This is a genomic window from Streptomyces sp. NPDC046122 (assembly GCF_056429965.1).
Genome location: NZ_JBWKLQ010000003.1, coordinates 3,773 through 23,997, shown reverse-complemented (window position 1 = coordinate 23,997; position 20,225 = coordinate 3,773). Strand labels below are relative to the sequence as shown.

The 20,225-nt window shown below is 71.1% G+C and carries 20 protein-coding genes and 1 riboswitch; of the genes, 5 read left to right on the top strand and 15 right to left on the bottom strand.

Features of this window, described 5'->3' with window-relative positions:
* Window positions 1–128 precede the first annotated feature (128 nt).
* From AC07FK_RS09345 to AC07FK_RS09335, 3 genes are all read right to left on the bottom strand, one after another.
* A complete protein-coding gene (locus AC07FK_RS09345) occupies window positions 129–1,106 on the bottom strand; it encodes a DMT family transporter (protein WP_479104938.1) in 978 nt (325 codons plus the stop codon).
* 270 nt (window positions 1,107–1,376) lie between these two features.
* Window positions 1,377–2,384, bottom strand: coding sequence for an EamA family transporter (locus AC07FK_RS09340; RefSeq protein ID WP_479103995.1), 1,008 nt, complete (start codon window positions 2,382–2,384; stop codon window positions 1,377–1,379).
* A gap of 40 nt (window positions 2,385–2,424) precedes the next feature.
* Window positions 2,425–2,982 carry a peptidase gene (locus AC07FK_RS09335; RefSeq protein WP_479103993.1) on the bottom strand — a complete coding sequence of 186 codons (558 nt, stop codon included), beginning with the start codon at window positions 2,980–2,982 and terminating at the stop codon, window positions 2,425–2,427.
* A gap of 249 nt (window positions 2,983–3,231) precedes the next feature.
* On the opposite strand from AC07FK_RS09335, the gene AC07FK_RS09330 reads away from it, so the two are divergent.
* Window positions 3,232–3,660 (top strand): type II toxin-antitoxin system Rv0910 family toxin, encoded by a 429-nt coding sequence (locus AC07FK_RS09330; RefSeq protein WP_479103991.1) that lies wholly within the window; start codon window positions 3,232–3,234, stop codon window positions 3,658–3,660.
* 15 nt (window positions 3,661–3,675) lie between these two features.
* Here AC07FK_RS09330 and AC07FK_RS09325 read toward each other — a convergent pair whose 3' ends face one another.
* Window positions 3,676–4,263, bottom strand: a complete 588-nt coding sequence (locus AC07FK_RS09325; RefSeq protein WP_479103989.1) for a PadR family transcriptional regulator — start codon at window positions 4,261–4,263, stop codon at window positions 3,676–3,678.
* 150 nt (window positions 4,264–4,413) lie between these two features.
* Here AC07FK_RS09325 and AC07FK_RS09320 point away from each other — a divergent pair, with 150 nt between their 5' ends.
* On the top strand, window positions 4,414–5,229 hold the full coding sequence (locus AC07FK_RS09320; RefSeq protein ID WP_479103987.1) for a PhzF family phenazine biosynthesis protein: 816 nt from the start codon (window positions 4,414–4,416) through the stop codon (window positions 5,227–5,229).
* A gap of 79 nt (window positions 5,230–5,308) precedes the next feature.
* On the opposite strand, the gene AC07FK_RS09315 is transcribed toward AC07FK_RS09320, so the two are convergent.
* Together AC07FK_RS09315 and AC07FK_RS09310 are read right to left on the bottom strand one after the other, a co-directional pair.
* Window positions 5,309–6,112 carry a CPBP family intramembrane glutamic endopeptidase gene (locus AC07FK_RS09315; RefSeq protein WP_479103986.1) on the bottom strand — a complete coding sequence of 268 codons (804 nt, stop codon included), beginning with the start codon at window positions 6,110–6,112 and terminating at the stop codon, window positions 5,309–5,311.
* Window positions 6,113–6,532: 420 nt separating this feature from the next.
* On the bottom strand, window positions 6,533–8,041 hold the full coding sequence (locus tag AC07FK_RS09310; RefSeq protein ID WP_479103984.1) for a glutamate-cysteine ligase family protein: 1,509 nt from the start codon (window positions 8,039–8,041) through the stop codon (window positions 6,533–6,535).
* A gap of 496 nt (window positions 8,042–8,537) precedes the next feature.
* On the opposite strand from AC07FK_RS09310, the gene AC07FK_RS09305 reads away from it, so the two are divergent.
* Both AC07FK_RS09305 and AC07FK_RS09300 read left to right on the top strand, forming a co-directional pair.
* Entirely contained in the window at window positions 8,538–9,137 is a 600-nt protein-coding gene (locus AC07FK_RS09305) for a hypothetical protein (protein ID WP_479103982.1), read from the top strand.
* Window positions 9,138–9,481: 344 nt separating this feature from the next.
* Window positions 9,482–9,679, top strand: a complete 198-nt coding sequence (locus tag AC07FK_RS09300) for a DUF5999 family protein (RefSeq protein WP_453404111.1) — start codon at window positions 9,482–9,484, stop codon at window positions 9,677–9,679.
* 105 nt (window positions 9,680–9,784) lie between these two features.
* On the opposite strand, the gene gcvP is transcribed toward AC07FK_RS09300, so the two are convergent.
* On the bottom strand, window positions 9,785–12,670 hold the full coding sequence (gcvP, locus tag AC07FK_RS09295; protein ID WP_479103979.1) for an aminomethyl-transferring glycine dehydrogenase: 2,886 nt from the start codon (window positions 12,668–12,670) through the stop codon (window positions 9,785–9,787).
* Window positions 12,671–12,906: 236 nt separating this feature from the next.
* Window positions 12,907–13,003: riboswitch (glycine riboswitch) on the bottom strand.
* Between the two features lie 121 nt (window positions 13,004–13,124).
* Between gcvP and AC07FK_RS09290 the strand changes: the two genes are divergently transcribed.
* Window positions 13,125–13,490 (top strand): PRC-barrel domain-containing protein, encoded by a 366-nt coding sequence (locus tag AC07FK_RS09290; RefSeq protein ID WP_479103977.1) that lies wholly within the window; start codon window positions 13,125–13,127, stop codon window positions 13,488–13,490.
* Here the strand turns inward: AC07FK_RS09290 and AC07FK_RS09285 are convergent.
* The 8 genes from AC07FK_RS09285 to AC07FK_RS09250 all read right to left on the bottom strand — a co-directional run bounded on the left by AC07FK_RS09285 (window position 13,418) and on the right by AC07FK_RS09250 (window position 20,052).
* Complete coding sequence (locus AC07FK_RS09285; RefSeq protein WP_479103975.1) at window positions 13,418–14,860, bottom strand: DNA polymerase IV; 1,443 nt, start codon at window positions 14,858–14,860, stop codon at window positions 13,418–13,420. The genes AC07FK_RS09290 and AC07FK_RS09285 overlap by 73 nt on opposite strands.
* Before the next feature lie 69 nt (window positions 14,861–14,929).
* Entirely contained in the window at window positions 14,930–15,550 is a 621-nt protein-coding gene (locus tag AC07FK_RS09280; RefSeq protein ID WP_479103973.1) for a MerR family transcriptional regulator, read from the bottom strand.
* Between the two features lie 167 nt (window positions 15,551–15,717).
* Window positions 15,718–16,191 carry a bifunctional nuclease family protein gene (locus tag AC07FK_RS09275; protein WP_006123076.1) on the bottom strand — a complete coding sequence of 158 codons (474 nt, stop codon included), beginning with the start codon at window positions 16,189–16,191 and terminating at the stop codon, window positions 15,718–15,720.
* Window positions 16,192–16,244: 53 nt separating this feature from the next.
* Complete coding sequence (ftsR, locus tag AC07FK_RS09270) at window positions 16,245–16,988, bottom strand: transcriptional regulator FtsR (protein ID WP_479103971.1); 744 nt, start codon at window positions 16,986–16,988, stop codon at window positions 16,245–16,247.
* A gap of 17 nt (window positions 16,989–17,005) precedes the next feature.
* Window positions 17,006–17,917 (bottom strand): FHA domain-containing protein, encoded by a 912-nt coding sequence (locus AC07FK_RS09265; RefSeq protein ID WP_479104937.1) that lies wholly within the window; start codon window positions 17,915–17,917, stop codon window positions 17,006–17,008.
* 82 nt (window positions 17,918–17,999) lie between these two features.
* A complete protein-coding gene (locus AC07FK_RS09260) occupies window positions 18,000–18,797 on the bottom strand; it encodes a DUF881 domain-containing protein (protein ID WP_479103969.1) in 798 nt (265 codons plus the stop codon).
* Between the two features lie 5 nt (window positions 18,798–18,802).
* Complete coding sequence (locus AC07FK_RS09255; protein WP_023543062.1) at window positions 18,803–19,135, bottom strand: small basic family protein; 333 nt, start codon at window positions 19,133–19,135, stop codon at window positions 18,803–18,805.
* Entirely contained in the window at window positions 19,132–20,052 is a 921-nt protein-coding gene (locus tag AC07FK_RS09250; protein ID WP_479103967.1) for a DUF881 domain-containing protein, read from the bottom strand. Before AC07FK_RS09250 ends, AC07FK_RS09255 begins: the two co-directional genes overlap by 4 nt.
* Window positions 20,053–20,225 lie beyond the last annotated feature (173 nt).

Genomic DNA, 20,225 nt, shown 5'->3' with positions numbered 1-20,225 from the left:
AGGATAGGGAGGGGGCCTGCCTTTCTTTCTCCTCCTCCTACTTCTCGGCGGCGGGAGGGGAGGGGGTGGGGCGGGAGGGGGGGGGGCGTGGCCCCCCCCCCCCCCCCCCCGCCCCCGCCCCGGCCCCTTCAGCCGAGCGTCGCCACCGCCCGCCGGCTCAGGGCCGCCGTACGCGCCTCCGCGAGCGCGAGCCCCGCAACGGCCGCGAGCAGCAGCAGCGTCCCCACCACGGTGGCCGTCGTCAGGCGCTCACCCAGCAGCACGACGGCGATGACGGCCGCGCTCACCGGTTCGAGCAGCGTGATGACCGACACCGTCGCGGAGCGGACCACGGCCGCCCCGGCGAAGTAGAGCGCGTACGCGAGCGCCGTCGGCACCGCGGCGACGTACACCAGCAGCCACATCACCCGCACCGGCTCGGCGGTGTGCGGCAGCAGACCCTCCGCGGCGGCGAACGGCAGCAGGCACATGGAACAGATCGCGAACGCCCACGCCGTCGTGTGGAACGGATCGGCTCCGCCCCCGGCGCGCCCGAGCCGCCGCGTGAGCAGCGTCATCGCCGCGTACCCGCCCGCCGAGAGCAGCGCGTAGAAGACACCGAGGGGGCGTACGGCGGTACCGCCGCTGCCCAGCACCATCACGCCGAGTCCGACGACCGCACCGGTCACAGTGAGGACCCCGGCACGCCCCAGCCGCTCCCCCATGGTCAGCCGCGCGCCGAGCGCGATCAGCACCGGGCCCGCGCCCATGGTGACGACGGTCCCGACCGCGAGGCCGGTGGCCTGGACGGCCGCGAAGTACGCGCTCTGGAAGACGGTGAGCCCGAGGCCGGTGACGACGACCCGCTTCACCCGCCGACCGCGGGGCTCGGCGGGCGCGGCGACCGAGGTGCCGCGCCGCCGGAACAGCGCACGCGCGGCCACCAGCAGAACCAGCCCCCCGGCGCACCGCCAGAAGGACAGGGCGAGCGGTCCGAGGTCGCTCGCGAGGAAGGTGAGGGAGGCGGCCGCTCCCGCGGTGCCCCACGCCGTTCCCGCGACGATCAGATAGACGAGCCCGCGCCCGACGCGCGGACCGGAGGAGGGCAGCCCCGGGGCGGGCGGCAGACCCGAGAGGACAGGAGCGTTGGAGGCAGGCCCCGAGGACGGCGAACCGGACGAGGCCGGACCCGAAACGGACAGCCCAGAGGTAGGACAGGAAGCTTTCGACACGTGACTTCTCCGCGTGAAGACGGGACAGATGGTGGTCGCTCGACTCCGCACGCGGGCAGCGACGAACCGCTCGGGGACTGCCCGAGCCCGGTCTTCGTCTTCGGCTTGTGCCGCCCGCGTTACGCGGCGGGAGGCGGAAGCACAGTCAAAAGCATGATCAGCACCCTACGGGGCGGTCCGGCCCACGGACAACTCCTCGTCCGACGAGGCCTCCGCCCCACCGGCCGCGACCACAGGCGCCCCGCCCGCCACCGGCCCGCCCGGAGCCTTGGGCGCCGACGACTGGGCGATGAACGCCCCGATCAGCACGACCGCCCCGCCGACGATCTGCGGTGCGGACAGGTGCTCCCGCAGCAGCACCCACGCCAGTACGGTCGCGATGACCGCCTCCAGGCAGGCCACCACACCGGCCACCTGCGGCGACAGCCTGCGCACCGACACGACGCCCGTGACGTACGCGACGACGGTGGCGATCAGCACGATCCAGCCGAGCAGCAGCGCCGCCGGTACGTCTGATCCACCCATGTCCGCGTCGCCCGCGAGCAGCGACCAGTCCATGCCCCAGGGGCGCGCGACCACGGTCAGCACCGCAGCGCCGACGAGCAGTCCGTACGCGATGACGCCGAGCGGATCGGCCGAGTCCTCACCCGCGCCGCCCTGGTCGGACAAGACGAAGTAACCGACCTGGCAGCACGCCGCCCCCAGCGCGAACAGCAGGCCCAGCGCGTCGAAGCTCAGCCCCGCCCACACCTCGACGACGCAGGCCAGTCCCCCGACGGCCAGCACCACACCGACCGCGGCGGCGCGCGTCACCGGCCTGCGCTGCACGAACCGGACCCAGCCGAGGACCAGCGCGGGGGCTAGGTATTCGATGAGCAGCGCGACGCCGACCGGTATCCGGGACAGCGAGGCGAAGTAGAACGCCTGCACACCGGCGACCGCGAGCAGACCGAAACCGGCCAGCAGGGCTGGTTTGCGCCGCAGCAGGTCACGGTGACGCCAGGCCACGGGGAGCATGACGAGAGCCGCGCCCGCCACCCGCAGCCACACCACGTGCAGCGGGTCGAGCCCGGCTTCGATCAGCGGCTTGGCCGCGACACCTGAACCACCGAATGCGAACGCCGAGGCCAGGGCTAGTCCCAGGCCGGCGCTCCTTCCCTGAGACGCTTGCATCGGCACATCATGCCAGCCGGCGTCAGGGGCTTCATCCCCGTTACGCCTGTCGAGACGGTGCGTGCAGGCGCCCCGCCAGCAGCTCCGTGTCCACCCCGCCGCGCCGCAGCACTTCGACCGCCCGGCAGTCGGGATCCGCTGCCAGCAGGGCGAGCAGGTCGAGCCCGCGGGCCCGCCGGCCGCCGCGCGCGGCTGCACGCTTCGCCGCGCCCTCCATGGCCGCGGCAGCGGAGGGCGACCAGCCGGCCACGACGGCCGGGCCCTGCTCGGCGGGCCCGCCGTCCGGCTCGGGCGTTCCCGGCCCGGACGCCTCGACCGCCCCCTGCCAGCGCAGCCCGTACCCGATGCTGCGCTGCACCAGATAGCCGAGCACCCTGGCGACCTGCGCAGGACCGCCGTCGAACGCCGCCCCGACCTCCGGGTCCGCCTCCAGCACCGAATGCAGCAGATGCGCGGTGTCGATCTGCCGGTCGCCGTCCCGCAGCGCCCTCCTGCGCGCACCCGCGACCACCGCGGCGAGCTCCGCGGTGAGCCCGGCTTCGAGGTCGGCACGCGGTGACGCGGGTTGGCGGGGAACCCGCGGAGTAGGGCTTTGCACGCCTCCCACCCCATCAGCCGCCGGCGGCCGGAGCATCCCCGCCGGGGAGCATTCGCGCATCCCACCGAAGATGGGCAACCCCGACCATGCTCTCCTCCTTACGGATGAGAACAGCGATACCGGAACAAGGGCCGGATCTGACGGTCCATCAGCATTGAATGTTCACCCCGTCCCGGCTACGTTCCGCGCTCACAGCCGAGGTGAGCCCGGACAGCCCGCCGAGGGCAGCCGACACAAAGGGGTGGTCGCATGGCCGAAGCGAGCGCGGAGGCCCGCATCGCGGCGCCGGCCGAGAAGATCTGGGCGCAGCTCACGGACTTCACCTCGTACGCCGAGTGGAACGCGACCCACACCGGCTTCCCCGGGGGCGGCCCGGCGGTGCTGGAGGTCTCGGCGACGTACGACGAGAACATGAGGCTCATGGGCTTTCCCGCCGAGGTCGCGTGGACGGTCGAGGAACTCGAACCGCCCCGCCTGCTGGCGACAAGGGGCAAGGGCCCGATGGGCGTCACCCTCGCCATGCGCTACTCGCTCACACCCGACGGTGACGGCACCCGGGTGCGCATCGACGGGGAGTTCACCGGCGCCGCCGTCTCCCTGATGGCGGGCAAGCTGAAGGACTCGGCGGGCGCCGCCCTGACCGAGTCACTGCGCAGGCTCGACACCCTGGTCACCTGAGGACCCGGGTCCTCGTCAGTCCTCGTCGGCGAGGATCAGATAGAGCTTCTTGCGGGACTCGTTGATGACGGCGAGAGCCTTCTGCCGCTGCTCGGCGGAGCCGGTCTTCCAGACCTGACCGAACGCCTCCATCAGACCGAACCCGGCCTGGCGGACCTCGTTCATCGCCTCCCAGTCGACGCCGCGTCCCGCTTCCTCCCACGGAGCCTGCGGCCCCGCCCCGGCTTCAGTGCGCCCGGCGTCGGTGAGCGTGAACAGCTTCTTGCCGCCCTCGCTCTCACTGACGATCAGCCCTTCGTCCTCCAGCAGCTGGAGCGTCGGGTAGACCGAGCCGGGGCTGGGCCGCCAGGCCCCACCGCTGCGCTCGCCGATCTCCTGGATCATCTCGTAGCCGTGCATGGGCCGGTCGGCCAGCAGCGCCAGGATCGACGCGCGCACGTCGCCGCGCCTCGCCCTGCCCCTGGGCCCGCCCCTGCCCCGGCCACCGCCGCCCCACGGCCCGCCGAACGGCGGCCCGAAGGGACCGAAGGCGGCGCGCCGCCCCTCGAACCCACCCCGGCCGTGATGGCCGGGCCCGCAGTCTCCATGTCCATGTGAACGCATCTCCGCGCCCCCTCCATCGTTTGATCCGTCGTGATACTTCAACGATATATCGGATGACTCGGTCGACAAGCGTTCCCCTGCGTCGAATGGGGCCAGCCATCCGAAATTGGCCTTGGCCTGCGGGTTCGCCGTCCCCGTACGTTCCTGTCCATGCGGATTCGTATCGTCGACGCCTTCACCGACCGGCCCTTCGCCGGCAACCCGGCCGGAGTACTGCTCCTGGACTCCGACGCCTTCCCGGACGACACCTGGCTCCAGCAGGTGGCCGCCGAGGTCAACCTGTCGGAGACCGCCTTCGCGCACCCCCTCCCCCCGGGCGGCGACGCGGACTGGGCGCTGCGATGGTTCACCCCCGCGGCCGAGGTCGCCATGTGCGGCCACGCCACCCTGGCGACAGCCCACGTCCTGCGCTCGGCCGGCGCCGCGACGGGCACCGTGCGCTTCTCGGCGCTCTGCGGAATCCTCACCGCCACCGCACAAGGCGACGGCGCCTTCGCCCTGGACTTCCCGACCGCACCGCTCGCCGAGGTCCCGGTCCCCGACGGCGTAGCACGGGCCCTGGGCGCGGACGTCCTCTCGGCCCACGACACGGGGCCGCACGTCGGCGACCTGCTGGTCGAGCTGGCGGACGAACGAACCCTCCGCGCGCTCACGCCCGACCACCCCGCCCTGGTGGCCCACTCCGAGCGCGGCGTCATCGCCACGGCCGCGGCCGAGGACCCCTCCGGGGGGTACGACTACGTCTCGCGCTGCTTCTTCCCGCAGATCGGCATCGACGAAGACCCGGTGACCGGCAGCGCGCACACGGCCCTGGCCCCGTTCTGGTCGGCGCGCCTCGGCCGCGACGACCTGACCGGCCTCCAGGCGTCCGCCCGCTCCGGGCTCGTCGCCACCTCGCTGCGCGGCGACCGCACCCGGCTGACCGGCAGCGCCGTCACCGTCATCGACGGCGAACTGCTCGTCTGACAGCGGGCCGCCCGACAGCGCGAAGCCTCCGGCGCGAAACGAAGAGGGGCGTACGGACCGCCCGTACGCCCCTCCTGAACTACTTCGGCGTGGGCAGCCAGCCCACCTTGCCCGCCAGCAGCGCGTAGCCCACGAACGCCCCCACGTCGAGCAGCGTGTGCGCCACCACCAGCGGCCCGACCCGCCCCCATCGCCGGTACAACAGCACGAAGACGGCCCCCATCACCATGTTCCCGATGAAGCCGCCGATCCCCTGGTACAGGTGGTACGAGCCGCGCAGCACCGAACTCGCCGCCAGCGAGGCTTTCGGAGACCACCCCAACTGGTCGAGCCTGCGCAGCAGATACCCCACGACGACGACCTCCTCCAGTACGGAGTTCTGCATCGCGGAGAGGATCAGCACCGGGAACTTCCACCACACGGGCGGCAGCGATTCCGGCACCACCGTGAGGTTGAACCCGGTCTCGACGGCGACCAGGTAGAAGGCCAGCCCGGCGCTGCCGATGCCCGCGGCGATCAGCGTCCCCCGCCCCAGGTCCGGCCACGGCCGCGTACGGTCGAACCCGATCGCGCGAAGACCCGCGCCCTCCCGCATCAGCAAGTAGGCGACCAGGGCGACGGGGGCCAGCGCCGTCGTGATGCCGAACAGCTGCCAGACGAGATCGAGCCAGGGCCGCTCGGGCGCGGCCGACGCGTTGAGATTCGCCGCCTGGTCCCTGAGCCCGCCCGGCTTCGTGACGGCTCCGACGAACCTGATCAGGGACGCCACCCCGCTCGCCCCCAGCGACAGCGCCAGGACGATCAGTATCTCCACCCGCAGAATCTGTCGCGTCACGCCCTCGTCAGAGGGAAATTCGGCCACCCGCCCCGCCTCTGCCCGCACACCAGCCTCCAGTTCAGCGATCCAGCGTCGTCCCCGCCCCGCCCCGCCCCGCCGGGGTCTCGACCGCGGATACGAAGATCGCGCGCGACAGGCCGGAGGGACAGCGCCGGTTCAGCAGCCGGCCACCCTCGCTTGTTCACGACACGATCCGAGGAGGGGCCGCACTGCCGTGGGAGATCACAGCTTGCCCGACGACGGAGCGACCGGCCGCACCAGGTCCGCACCACGCGCCTGTCCCGCAGCACACTGCACACGCGTACGTCCGCCCCACGCGCCCCCTCACGCAGCACCCTGCACACGTGCACGTCGCCCCACACGCCCCCCCACGAAGCGTCCTGCGCACTGCATCGGGCCCTGAAGGCGGCTACGGAAGCAAGCCGCCGTCACCCCGTCGAGCCGCCGCCGTACACGCGCCCGGGGTCACGCCCGTCCCGGGAACCCCACCGCCCACGTGTGCACCGGATCACCCTGGTGCATCAGCTCGCTGTAACGGCGGGTGGTGGCCGCCAGCGCGGCCTCGCGCTCCAGGCCGGCCTCCAGAGCCCTGTGGTACGTGTCGACCTGCCAGGAGGCCCCGTTCACGCGCCGCCTGCACCGCTGCTCGATGACCCCGAGGTAGTAGTCGCGGTCCGCCGGCTCGATCCCCCACGCGTCGAGCCCCGCCGCCGCCAGCGGCAGCAGCTCGTCCCGTACGAGCTTGACGGCCGGCACCCGCGTCGTCCCGCCGGCGCGTCCCGGCCTGGGCCAGATCATCTCCGCGTCGATGCCGAGCCTGCATGCGGTCTCGAAGTTCTCCTCCGCGTCCTGGAAGGACAGCCGCTTCCACACCGGCCGCGCGTCCTCGGCCAGAGCCCGTACGAGCCCGTAGTAGAAGGCGGCGTTGGCGATCACGTCGGTCACGGTCGGCCCGGCGGGCAGCACCCGGTTCTCCACCCGCAGATGCGGCACGCCGTCGGCCAGCCCGTACACGGGCCGGTTCCAGCGGTAGATCGTCCCGTTGTGCAGCACGAGTTCCTGGAGGCGGGGCACCCCGCCGTCGTCGAGCACCAGGAGCGGGTCCTCGTCGTCGCAGATCGGCAGGAGCGATGGAAAGTACCGCAGGTTCTCCTCGAAGAGCTCGTACGCCGAGTCCACCCACCGTTCCCCGAACCACGTCCGGGGCCGTACGCCCTGACTCTGCAGCTCCGGCGGGCGGGTGTCGGTGGCCTGGAGGAACAGGGGCGGCCGGGACTCGCGCCACAGCTCGCGGCCGAAGAGGAACGGCGAGTTGGCGCCCAGCGCGATCTGCACCCCCGCGACCGCCTGCGCCGCGTTCCACACGTCCGCGAACCGGTCCGGCGTGACCTGGAGGTGCAACTGCACGGACGTACAGGCCGCTTCGGGCGCGATCGACGCGAAGGTGCAGGTCAGGCGCTCCACGCCGGTGATGTCGACCGTGAAGTCCTCACCGCGCGCGGTGACGATCTGATCGTTGAGCAGCTGGTAGCGGTCGACGTCGGAGAGGTTCGCCGAGACCAGGTCCTGACGTCCGAGCGTCGGAAGAATCCCGATCATCACGATGCCCGCGTCGACCTCCCGGGCTTTCCGGTGGGCGTATCCGAGGCCCGTGCGGAGCTCTTCGGCGAGCTGATCGAATACACGGCCTCCCAGCCGGTGCGGAACAATATTCACTTCCAGATTGAACATCCCGAGTTCGGTCTGGAAATCACTGCTGGCGATCCGCTCCAGGACCTCCGCGTTCATCATCTTCGGCATACCGTCGGTGCCGGCGAGATTGAGCTCGATCTCCAGGCCCATGAAGTTCTTGGGACGGTCGAAGCTCTTCTCCGCCAGCAGTCGCCCCAGTCCCTCCAGGCACTGCTGGAGTTTCCTCCGGTACCTCTGCCGGTCCGACAGGTCGAACCCGCCTGCCACGACCTTCTCCCCCATCGAAGCATCCCTCCTCGAGTGGGCGGCTCACAGCATCGGGCACCCATGTCACGGTCGATGATGCCCAGGCGGGCTGATCAGTAACGCCCCGCGGCCATCAATCGGCGGGTACCCTCATTCTGGAACTTCATCGGGCACATTCACTCGGCATGCGGCAGTGAGCAGATACCAGCCCGGGCGGCTGGTACAAAAGCCGATGTGTTTCGGCCTACCGCTGGGGCCGGGACTTTCCAGGCCACGGGTCTGACACTCCCCATGAATGGGTAGATTCTCCGCAGCATTAGGGTCCTGATACCGCCTTGCCCGCAATGCCGACGACGGCTAGCGGAAACATCATGTGAACACGGCTCGTATAAACTCCGCAGACGAGGCAGAGAGTCGGCGCCCGGTCCATCGCCCCACGGCCCCCCTCTGACCCCGGAACGCAGACAGCGCCGTCCGCACCGCCCACGCACACCCACGCATCACCGTGTCTCCAAGTGAGAGGCGACCCACCATGCCGCTGCTTGTTCCCCCGGCTCCCGCGCCCGCCCTGCGCAGCGTCCTCGCGGCACTCGGTTCTCCCACCGCCGTTCGCGAGGCCCGTCCCCCGGCCCTCCGCGCGGCTCAGGGACCGCTCAGCCCCGAGTTCCCGCTTCCCTTCCACGTACTCGACGGAATCATCCCGTCAGGCAGGCCGCCGCGCACCCGGCTGACCGGCTGGCGGTTCCTCATCCGCAGCGGCGACCGTACGGTGGCCGCCGCCGACACCGTGCTCACCGCCGACGGCTGGGCCTTCTCCCACTTCTGCGAAGGCCCGTACCTCGCCTCCAGCCAGCTCGCCCTGCGCCAGGCCGAGGCGATGACCGGGCGCTACCAGCCCCGATTGCTGTCCGTACCGGAGCTCTACATGCTCACGTTGTGGCTGCACGACGGCCCGGCGGCCGACGCCGACGAGCCGGAGGCCATGCCACTGCCGACCGACCTGCTGGTACCTCTCGCGCCCGCACCGCCGGGCATCGCCTCTCACCGGCCGCACCGGGCCGCCGATCTTCTGCCGCTGCTCACCCATCGCCTCACGCCGCCCACCGTCCCCCTGCTGAGCCAGCCCGCCTGACACCGGCCGTCCTGGCGCGGCGCCGTCCGGTCCTCTGCTGCGTCGACGCCCGCTGTGCCCCGTGCCCGCCCGGTCACGGGGCACAGTGGCGTCCGGACCCCCGCACCCCCCAACCGGACTAGCCCGTATCGGCCACCCCGAACCACCCGAAGAGACACCCCGGTTGAGCTGAACCGTCCGCACGAGTGACGCGTCATTAATCAGTAAGGAGAGCTGCCGTGAAATCCCTGCGGAAAGACGCCCGTGGGGCAACACTGGGACCGGACCGACTGATACGGGGGGCGGCCATGAACACCGCATCGAGCCGCAGGACACTCACCACATCGCAGCGAAAGAACCCTTCCATGTGCCAGCACCAGCCACCCTGCCCGACCGCCGACTCCGCCGACCGGGAGGCCGCCCACCTGGTGGCGCACCACCCGGAACAGGGCTGGAGCCTGCTGTGCAACGGAGTCCTCGTCTTCGAGGACACCGGTGAGCTGCTGCCGGACGGCCAGATCATCGCTCCGCACCGGCCACTCGACGTCGTCAAGGCCGCCTGACCGGCCGGCAGGCAGGCTTCACCGGTACGACGAGGGGCCGGCCCGGAGGAATCCTCCGAACCGGCCCCGACCCCTGACCGCGCCCTGAGGCGCATACGGCGTACGTCAGTTGTCGTACTCGTCCAGCGGCGGGCACGAGCACACGAGATTGCGGTCACCGAACGCCCCGTCGATCCGGCGCACCGGCGGCCAGTACTTGTCCGCGGCCGAGACCCCGGCCGGGAACACCGCCACCTCGCGGCTGTACGCGTGCTCCCAGTCGCCGCCCAGCGCGGCCGCGGTGTGCGGCGCGTTGCGCAGCGGGTTGTCCTCCGCGGGCCACTCGCCCGACGCGACCTTCTCGATCTCCGCACGAATCGCGATCATCGTGTCGCAGAACCTGTCGATCTCGGTCAGGTCCTCGCTCTCGGTCGGCTCGATCATCAGCGTGCCGGCCACCGGGAACGACATGGTGGGCGCGTGGAAGCCGTAGTCGATCAGACGCTTGGCGATGTCGTCCACGCTGACGCCGGTCGCCTTCGACAGCGGCCGCAGGTCGACGATCGCCTCGTGCGCCACCAGGCCGTTGGGGCCGGTGTACAGCACCGGGTAGTGCGGCTCCAGGCGCTTGGCGATGTAGTTCGCGGCCAGTACGGCGACCTGTGTCGCCTTCTTGAGTCCTTCCCCGCCCATCAGTCGGACGTACGCCCAGGAGATCGGCAGGATGCCCGCGGAGCCCCACGGAGCGGCCGAAATGGGCCCGACGCCCGTCTCCGGACCGGCGGTCGGCTGGAGCGGGTGGTTCGGAAGGTACGGCGCGAGGTGCGCGCGGACGCCGACCGGGCCGACACCGGGGCCGCCGCCGCCGTGCGGGATGCAGAAGGTCTTGTGCAGGTTGAGGTGGGAGACGTCGCCGCCGAACTTGCCCGGCTTCGCCAGCCCCACCAGCGCGTTGAGGTTGGCGCCGTCGACGTACACCTGGCCGCCGGCCTCGTGCACGGTCGCGCAGATGTCGGCGACGTGCTCCTCGAACACCCCGTGCGTGGACGGGTAAGTGATCATCAGCACCGACAGCTCGTCACGGTACTGCTCGATCTTGGCGTGCAGGTCCTCGACGTCGACCTCGCCGTCCTCGCGCGTCTTGACGACGACGACCTTCATGCCGGCCATGACCGCGCTCGCGGCGTTCGTGCCGTGCGCGGACGACGGGATCAGGCACACCGTGCGCTGGTCGTCGCCGTTCGCGCGGTGGTACGCCCGTACCGCCAGCAGGCCCGCGAGCTCGCCCTGCGAACCGGCGTTGGGCTGGATCGACACCGCGTCGTAGCCGGTGACCTCCGCGAGGCGCTCCTCCAGCTCGTGGATCAGCGTCAGGTAGCCCTCGGCCTGCTCGACGGGCGCGAAGGGGTGGACGGCGCCGAACTCCGGCCAGGTGACCGGCTCCATCTCGGTGGTCGCGTTCAGCTTCATCGTGCACGAACCGAGCGGGATCATGCCCCGGTCCAGCGCGTAGTCACGGTCGGCGAGCTTGCGCAGGTAGCGCAGCATGGCGGTCTCGGAGCGGTGCTGGTGGAAGACGGGGTGCGTGAGCACCGCGTCGCTCCGCAGCATTCCCTCGGGCAGCGTGTCGGCCGCCCGCTCGTCGAGCGCCTCGATGTCGGCGTCGACGCCGAAGGCGGCCCAGACCGCGGCGATCTGCGCGCGGCCCGTCGTCTCGTCGCAAGCCATGGAGACGTGGTCGGCGTCGGCCAGGTGCAGGTTGACCCCGCCCTCACGGGCCGCGGCGACGACGTCGGCCGCCCTGCCCGGGACGCGCGCGGTCAGCGTGTCGAAGTACGCGCCGTGCACGATCTCGACGCCGCCGGCGCGCAGGCCCTCGGCGAGGAGCGTCGCGTAGCGGTGGGTGCGGCGCGCGATGCCGCGCAGGCCGTCGGGGCCGTGGTAGACGGCGTACATGCCGGCCATGACCGCGAGCAGGACCTGCGCGGTGCAGATGTTACTGGTGGCCTTCTCGCGGCGGATGTGCTGCTCACGCGTCTGGAGCGCCAGCCGGTACGCCTTGTTGCCGTCGGCGTCGACGGAGACGCCGACGAGCCGCCCGGGCAGGCTGCGCGCGAACTTCTCCCGTACGGCCATGAACCCGGCGTGGGGGCCGCCGAAGCCCATCGGTACGCCGAAGCGCTGCGTGGTGCCCACCGCGATGTCCGCGCCGAGCTCGCCGGGCGAGGTCAGCAGGGTCAGCGCCAGCAGGTCGGCGGCGACGGTCACGATCGCCCCCAGCTCGTGCGCCTGCTCGATGACGGGCTTGATGTCGCGTACGGCGCCGGAGGCGCCCGGGTACTGGAGCAGCACGCCGAAGACGCCGCGCTCGGCGGCCTCGGCCGGGATGCCGTCCGACAGGTCGGCGACGACGACCTCGACACCGGTCGGCTCGGCGCGCGTCTGAATGACGGCGACCGTCTGCGGCAGCGTGTCGGAGTCGATCAGGAAGACGCCGTTCTTGACCTTGCCGACGCGGCGCGCGAGCGACATCGCCTCGGCGGCGGCCGTGCCCTCGTCGAGCAGGGACGCGCCCGAGGTGGGCAGCCCGGTCAGGTCCGCGACCATGGTCTGGAAGTTCAGCAGCGCTTCGAGACGGCCCTGCGAGATCTCCGGCTGGTAGGGCGTGTACGCCGTGTACCAGGCCGGGTTCTCCATGACGTTGCGCAGGATCACCGGCGGCGTGAAGGTGCCGTAGTACCCGAGGCCGATCATCGGGGCGAGCACCTGGTTGCGGTCTGCGAGCGTGCGCAGCTCCGCCAGTACCTCGGCCTCGGTGCGCGCGTCGGGCAGCCCAAGCGCCTCGGCGCTCTTGATGACCTCCGGCACCGCGGCCGCGGTCAGCTCGTCGAGCGAGCCGTACCCGACCTGGGCGAGCATCTTGGCCTGAGCCTCGGCATCGGGCCCGATGTGGCGCTGCTCGAAGGGGATGCCACGCTCGAGCTGTGAGAGCGGAATGCGGTTTGCGGTCATCTGCGGAAGGCCTCCTGGTCTGACGCGACCTGCGAGGGGCACCACGGCACGGGTACCCGGACGGCCTCCCCCTCTGTCATCTCAACCTGAGAGCTTCACCGGAAGACCGTGCGGACGTCGCTGACGTCGAGGGTCGTTCCGGCTTTCACCGTCGGTGAGGAAGGGATCCGTGACAGGTGCTGTGCCGTGTTCCCGGCACATGCCCGTACGGCGCCCGCCCTGCTTTCCAGAGTGACCTCGTCCGTGCGGTACGGGGGCCTGAGAGATTCCGGGGAGGATTTGCTCCTTCGGCGCCTCCGGCACGTTCACCGGAGACTCTCCCGCACGGGGTCAGCAGCCACTGGCCAGCCTACCAGCGAGGCCCGTCGAGGATCCCTCGAGTGGCCGAGTCCACAGTTGTGCCCTTTCGTAGGCATTACGGGGCTACGAGCAGCTGCCAGCAGTTGGAGGGACCGTGCAGACCGACATCGATCCGCGCAGCCTGATCGGACGCAAGGCGTTCGACCGCAACGGCGACAAGATCGGAACGGTGGACGAGGTGTACCTCGACGACGCCACGGGCGTACCCGAATGGGCCGCCGTACGCACCGGCCTCTTCAGCCGGGACGCCTTCGTCCCCCTGGAACCCAGCAAGGTCGTCGACGACACCCTCCGCGTGCCGTACGACCGCGCCCTGATCAAGGAAGCACCCGACTTCGGCGTCGGCCGGCACCTCTCCCCCGCTCAGGAGCTGCAGCTCTACCACCACTACGGGCTCGACGTCTCCTCCCCGGCCCCCGACCGGGACTTCGGGCGGCTGGCCGGCGACGACCCCTCCTGATCCCCCGCCGCCCGCACGAGCGGCAGCGGGTCCGACGGGGCCAGGTGCGGATCGTCCACCCCGAAGGTCCGCACCCGCCCCGGCGCCGACGTCGGCTCCTCGAACCGCACCGTCACCCGCCCCACCCCGCTGCCCTGCACCCACCCCGCCCCGTACTCCGTATGCCGTACGTCCTGGCCCGCCAGCCAGCGCCGCCGGGGCGGCTCCTCCGCGGGTGGAACCGCCGGCTCTTCGCCGGGGGCCGTCGCGGCGGGCGCCTTCGCCGCGCCCGCTTCGGCCGCCGCCTCCGCCGACTCGCCCGCCGCCTGCGCGAAGAGGTCCTCCTGGGTGAAGTCGGCGAGCCCGGTGACCCCCACGCCCAGCAGCCGCACCCCACCAGTGGTGTCCACCGACTCCAGGAGTCTGCCCGCCGCCTCCCGCACCACCGTCGGATCGTCCGTCGGCCCGCGCAGCGTCTCGGAACGCGTCAGCGTCGAGAAGTCGTACCGGCGCACCTTGAGGACCACGGTCCTGCCCGAGCGCCCGGCCGCGCGCAGTCGCTCGACGCACCGGTCGGACAGCCGCACCACCTCGTTCCTGACCCGGACCCGGTCGTGCAGATCGACCTCGAAGGTGTCCTCGACCGACACCGACTTCGCGTCCCTCTCGGCCACCACGGGCCGCTCGTCGTGCCCGACGGCCATCCGGTGGAGCGAGACCCCGTGCGCCTTCCCCAGCAGCCGTACGAGCTCGTCCTCGCCCGCCTCCGCCAGGTGGGACACGGTGGTCATGCCCGCGCGCCGCAGATGTTCGCCGGTGGCCGGCCCGACCCCGGGCAGGACCCGCACCGGCATCGGCGCCAGCAGCTCCCGCTCGGTGCCCGGCTCGATGAGCACCAGGCCGTCCGGCTTGGCCTGTTCCGACGCGATCTTGGCGAGCATCTTGGACCCCGCGAGGCCCACGGAAGCGGTCAGCCCCGTGACCGCCTTGATGTCCGCCCGCAGCAGCTCTCCCGCCCTGCGGGCCGAGGCCGCGTCGTCGGCCACCCCGCCCGCCTCCAGATCGACGAAGGCCTCGTCCAGGCTGAGCGGCTCCACGAGCGGCGAGAGCCGGCCGAGGAGCTCCATGACCTGCTCGCTCACCGACCGGTAGAGGGAGAAGCGCGGCATCAGATAGGCGGCGTTCGGGCACAGCCGGCGCGCCTGCGCCACGGGCATCGCGGAGTGCACCCCGAAACGCCTGGCCTCGTACGAAGCGGTCGCGACGACCCCGCGGGTGCCGATACCGCCCACCACCACCGGCTTTCCGCGCAGGCTGGGTTTCGACGCCTGCTCCGCGGCGGCGTAGAAGGCATCCATGTCCAGATGCAGGATGGTGGGCGCGGGTCTCACACCACCGATGCTGCCGTACGGCACTGACAATCGGCTGGCGGCGGCGCGGCCCCGGGGCGGACCGCCCGGTCAGCCGGCCTTGTTGCGGCGCCGCGCGAGCTCGTCGGTGGGGCTGTGCCCGACCAGGGTCTCGCCCGTGTCGACCCGCTCCCCGTGCAGCTGGGACAGCGCGCTCTCCACGTCGCGCCACACCACGCCGACGGCGATGCCGAAGACGCCCTGGCCCCCCTGGAGCAGTTCGACGACCTCGTCCGGCGAGGAGCACTCGTACACGGTCGCGCCGTCGCTCATGAGCGTCATGCGCTCCAGGTCCTGGAAACCGCGGTCGCGCAGATGCCGGACGGCGGCCCGGATGTTCTGCAGGGCCACACCCGTGTCCAGGAAGCGCTTGACGATCTTGAGGACGACGACGTCGCGGAAGCTGTAGAGGCGCTGCGTTCCGGAACCGTAGGCCGGCCGCACACTCGGCTCCACCAGCCCCGTACGCGCCCAGTAGTCGAGCTGCCGGTACGTGATCCCGGCCGCCGCGCACGCGGTGGGCCCCCGGTACCCGATGCTCTCCGTGCCCTCGTCCGCCATCGGCCCGCCCATGGCCGAGGTCATGCCCTGCCGCCCCGCCAGAGGGTCGACCGCACTGCCGTGAAGCGGATACGGCCCGCCCGCCACCGTACCGTCGCCGCTGCTTCTCACGCCGACCTCCGTCCTTGACCTGCCCTGTCGACGGTAGGCAGTCACCCGGGGTGCGTCAACGATCGCCACACTCGGCACGCCGAGTGATAATCACCCTGAGAGTGGTTTCCCGTGCCTCACTTCGGGGAAAGGCTACTCGAATGCGCGGACAGTCCCTGGCGCGCGGCTCACTGACTGTTGGTCCCGAAGTCCTCGGGAGAGATCTGGTCGAGGAACTCGCGGAACTTCTCCACCTCGTCCTCCTGCTCGTCGGGAATCGCGATTCCCGCGTCGTCCAGCACCCCGTCACTGCCGTAGATCGGCGTTCCGGTGCGCAGCGCCAGCGCTATGGCGTCGGACGGTCTGGCACTCACTTCGACTCCGCTGGCAAAGACCAGCTCGGCGTAGAAGACCCCTTCCCGCAGGTCGGTGATGCGGACTTCGGTGAGCTCCTGGCCGACCGCTTCCAGAACATCCTTGAAGAGGTCGTGGGTCAGCGGCCTGGCAGGGGCCATCCCCTGCTGGGCGAAGGCGATCGCGGTCGCCTCTCCCGGCCCGATCCAGATGGGGAGGTACCGATCGCCTCCCACTTCACGCAGGAGCACGATCGGCTGGTTCGAGGGCATTTCTACCCGGACACCTACGACGTCGAGCTCGTTCACACAGCAACCCTAGGACGTGCTTGGCAGGTTTGGGTAGTCGGGATCCTCCGAGCTCAGTGCAGCCGCACGCCGAGCGCCGCCTGAATCAGGGCCGAATGGAGTTTCACGGACAGCTCCGCGAGTTCCTTGGCAGTGGCCTCCGCATGGGTCCTGGTCTGCGGATTCCGGTGCCGGCGCAGTGGTGCGACCACCTGTTCGACGAGGGTGGCCTCGCGGTCCGCCGCCGCTTTCACCGCGCGCAGGTGCCGAGGTTCGAGACCGAACCGTCCGAATTCGGCGACGAGCTTGGCCACCGTGACGACCTCGGCGTCGTAGCCGCCGCCCGGCAGGGGCGAGACGAGCCCGTACGACTCCCAGAGCTCGAGCTCCTCCTCGCCGACCCCGGCCGCCGCCAGAAGCTCCTTACGGCCGATCCTGGCCGCGGTCGGACGGTCCGCACCGGTGCCGGGCGCCCCGTCCGGCTGCTCGCCCTGTCCGCCGGCCACCGGCAGCCGCACCTGCTCACCCCTCTCCAGGGCGTCGAGGTGCTCACGGATGACCTTGAGCGGCAGGTAGTGGTCGCGCTGCATGCGCAGCACCTGGGCCAGCCGCTCGACATGACCGGGACTGAACTTGCGGTATCCGGAAGCGGTCCGCTGCGGCTCGACGAGCCCCTCGGTCTCCAGGAACCGGATCTTGGAGATGGTGACCTCGGGAAACTCGTCACGCAGCAGGTTCAGCACGGTGCCGATACTCACCAGCCGGTCGCCCGCGGTGGCGGTGCCGCTTCCGGCACCGCCCGTCGGTGTTCGCTGCATGGACCTTCCCGTACGGGTCAGATGGCCCGCTGGCTCGCGTAGAAGACCAGCCGGTACTTACCGATCTGCACCTCGTCACCGTTCGCCAGCGGGACCGAGTCGATCCGCTCACGGTTGACGTAGGTGCCGTTGAGACTGCCGACATCCGAGACGGTGAAACCGCCGTCCGCACCCCTGCGGAACTCCACATGGCGACGCGAGACGGTCACGTCGTCGAGGAAGATGTCGCTCTGCGGGTGCCTGCCGGCCGTGGTCAGCTCGCCGTCCAGGAGGAAGCGGCTGCCCGAGTTGGGACCGCGCCGCACCACGAGCAGCGCCGCACCCAGCGGAAGGGCGTCGACGGCCGCCTGGGCCTCCGGCGAGAGCGAGGGAGCGGCGGTCTGCCCCGTCGCCTCCGCCTCGTACGCCTCGAGCCCGGAGATGGAGATCGTCGAGGTCGTCTCGGACGGACGCTCCGCGGCCGCACCGGCCCGCAGCGGCGCTCCGCAGTTGGAGCAGAAACGACTGGCCTCGGCATTGCGGTGCCCGCACCTCGTACAAACCGGCAAGGCCGACATGGACGGATCCTCCTGCCGCGGCTGCCCCTGCGGGGCATGGGCTGATTCCCCGAAACCTATGCGGCCGGGACCGGCGGGGTCAACAGCCGACGCGCCCGGTCCGCCCGAAATGTCGCCGCCCGGACCGGCGACCTCGTCGCGGAAGAGCGGGCGCTCGCCACCCTGCTCCTCGGCTTCTCCACCACGCGGCGCGCGGTGACGGGCAGTGCCGTTCGCACCGTCCTCGCGTGCACTCTTGCCGAACAACTTCGCAAACAACTTCACGGGCGATTCCCCTTGACTGAAACAGACCCGCCCGTGGGGCAGGACGAACCCTGAATGAACACACCTGCCGAACCGGACATCTTCACAACGTCCGTATCCACCAAACAGTTTCCACCACGCACCACAGCTTCTGTGCGTCGACCCCCCGCAACCTCATGCCCTTGTCCCCGTGCCCCCATGCGCCCCCGCCTCACCGCGACGACGACTGAGCGTAGTCAGGCTGCTTCGCCGGTCGCAAGGCGTCCACAACGATCTTCTGCGACCGCGTCACCGTGACCACGGCCCGCTCCTCCTCCAGCGTCTGGACCACGCCGCCGGGGATGTTGAGCGCCGGCTCCAGATCCTGCGGCTTGCCGATCACCTCGAAGCGGTAGGGCGCGGAAACCTTCTTCCCGTCCACCTGCACACCGCCTCCGCTGTCGAGGAAGTACGTGCCCGCGACGACCCTGACGTCGTTGATCTGGATCGCCTCGGCGCCCGCGGCCCGCAGCTCCTGGATGGCGTCCAGCAGCATGTCCGCCTCCACCGTGGAGTGCGGATCCGTGATCGTCAGCGTGATTCCGGGACCCTGGGCGGCCACCGTGCCGGCCAGCACGCCGAGCTGACGCTCCTTCTCCAGCGTCTGCTTGCGCGCCTCTTCCGCCTGGTCCGAACTGTTCTCCAGCTCGGTCTTCTGGTCGTCGAGCTTCTGCTTCTCGTCCTCGAGCCGCTGCGTACGGTCGTCCAGCTCGTCGAGGATACGCACGAGGTCCTCCTGCCGCGCTCCCCGCAGCGCGCTGTCGTCGCTGTTCGACCGGACCTGGATGGCGAGTCCCAGCCCGAGCACGAACAGCAGCAGAGCCACGATCAACTGCGCCCGCGTCACGCGCGGCGGCCAGAGCCCCGCGAGCAGTCTCTGACGCCCCGTCGCCGGCCGCTGGGCGGCCCACTCCTGAGCGGCGGTCCCCGCTTCTTCCTCGTCGCGCCGAGGGGTGCCTTCTGTACTCATCCGCCTCACGCCCGGAACACGTGACGGCGAATCGCCGCCGCGTTGGAGAAGATCCGGATGCCGAACACCACGACCACGCCCGTGGACAGTTGCGCGCCGACGCCCAACTTGTCGCCCAGGAACACGATCAGGGCCGCCACCACGACGTTGGAAAGGAAGGAGACGACGAAGACCTTGTCGACGAAGATGCCGTCGAGCATGGCCCGCAGGCCGCCGAAGACCGCGTCGAGCGCCGCCACGACGGCGATCGGCAGATACGGTTCGACCACCGCCGGCACCTCGGGCCGGACCAACAGTCCGACCACGACTCCCACGACGAGGCCCAGTACGGCGATCACGATGTGCCCTTCCCTGTGTCGGCCGCGGGCTTCCCCGCACCCGCGACCAGCGGCTCTGCTGTACGTACGATCAGGCTCGGCGCGGCGGGCAGCCGGACCTGCTCCTGAGCGGAAATGCTGGTCCTGATGCCGTAGCTCTCCTGCAGGACATGCAGGTACTGGCCGTCGGCGCTGTCCTGGAAAGCGGTACTCAGCCGCTGCCCGTCCCCCACCGCCAGCACGGTGTACGGCGGCACCAGCGGCCGGTTGTCGACCAGTATGGCGTCGCCGGCCGCACGGATCGCGGAGAGCGACGTGAGCCGCTGACCGTTGATGGCCACCGCTTCCGCGCCCGAGGACCACAGGCCGTTGACCACGCGCTGCATGTCCCGGTCCCGCAGCCGGCCGGTGTCGGAGAAGCTGGTGCTCTCCCGCGGCCCGCCGCCGCCCTCCTCGGTGTCCTTGGCGTCGTCGACGACGAGCTTCACACCGCGCCCCTGCACCGCCGTCGCACCAGACAGCAGCGCCACGAGGCCCCCCTGGTCTCCGCCGTGTTCCTGCAGCGCCTTGCGCTGCCGCTCGCCCACCTCGGCGCGGAGCCTGTCGACGTTCCGCTCCAGGTCGTCCGCGGCGGACGTCTCCGCCTCCACCCGGTCGATGAGCTCTTCCCGCTCCTTGGCGATCACCGGCGCCTCTATGCGCGCCTGCGCGGCGCCCACCGTGACGACCAGGGCGGCCAGCACCAGGCCGGCCGCCAGTCCGAGCTTCGCGCACAGCGAGCGCGGCATGCCCGCGCTGCCGTCGGCCTGCCTGCGAGCAGTCGCCTCGGCGTACCCGTCGTCAAGGCTGTGGTCCATCACATTGGTCAGCAGCGACATGGACGCGTCGGGGCGCCGAGGTGGCGGAGACGTACTCCGATCAGGGGACTGCTGCGACATGCCGCACATCGTCGCACGCCACGGCGGCTACCGCCGAATGGCCCCACCGGTGTGGGGGGGGGGGTGGTGCCCCGCCGTCCGGGGCGCCGCTCCGGCGTCCGAGAACCACGCGTTTCCCGAACGACAACCAACCCTCGAAGAGGGGCTGGGGCGAATCGGTGTTCGGGCCTTTC

What these genes read in the sequence shown, in the direction of transcription:
- AC07FK_RS09300 (WP_453404111.1), top strand. Translation starts at nt 9,482, where the DNA reads ATGTGCCAGCACCAGCCACCCTGCCCGACCGCCGACTCCGCCGACCGG.
- AC07FK_RS09250 (WP_479103967.1), bottom strand. Translation starts at nt 20,052, where the DNA reads ATGTCGCAGCAGTCCCCTGATCGGAGTACGTCTCCGCCACCTCGGCGC.
- AC07FK_RS09310 (WP_479103984.1), bottom strand. Translation starts at nt 8,041, where the DNA reads ATGGGGGAGAAGGTCGTGGCAGGCGGGTTCGACCTGTCGGACCGGCAG.
- AC07FK_RS09340 (WP_479103995.1), bottom strand. Translation starts at nt 2,384, where the DNA reads ATGCAAGCGTCTCAGGGAAGGAGCGCCGGCCTGGGACTAGCCCTGGCC.
- AC07FK_RS09320 (WP_479103987.1), top strand. Translation starts at nt 4,414, where the DNA reads ATGCGGATTCGTATCGTCGACGCCTTCACCGACCGGCCCTTCGCCGGC.
- AC07FK_RS09325 (WP_479103989.1), bottom strand. Translation starts at nt 4,263, where the DNA reads ATGCGTTCACATGGACATGGAGACTGCGGGCCCGGCCATCACGGCCGG.
- AC07FK_RS09330 (WP_479103991.1), top strand. Translation starts at nt 3,232, where the DNA reads ATGGCCGAAGCGAGCGCGGAGGCCCGCATCGCGGCGCCGGCCGAGAAG.
- gcvP (WP_479103979.1), bottom strand. Translation starts at nt 12,670, where the DNA reads ATGACCGCAAACCGCATTCCGCTCTCACAGCTCGAGCGTGGCATCCCC.
- AC07FK_RS09305 (WP_479103982.1), top strand. Translation starts at nt 8,538, where the DNA reads ATGCCGCTGCTTGTTCCCCCGGCTCCCGCGCCCGCCCTGCGCAGCGTC.
- ftsR (WP_479103971.1), bottom strand. Translation starts at nt 16,988, where the DNA reads ATGCAGCGAACACCGACGGGCGGTGCCGGAAGCGGCACCGCCACCGCG.
- AC07FK_RS09260 (WP_479103969.1), bottom strand. Translation starts at nt 18,797, where the DNA reads ATGAGTACAGAAGGCACCCCTCGGCGCGACGAGGAAGAAGCGGGGACC.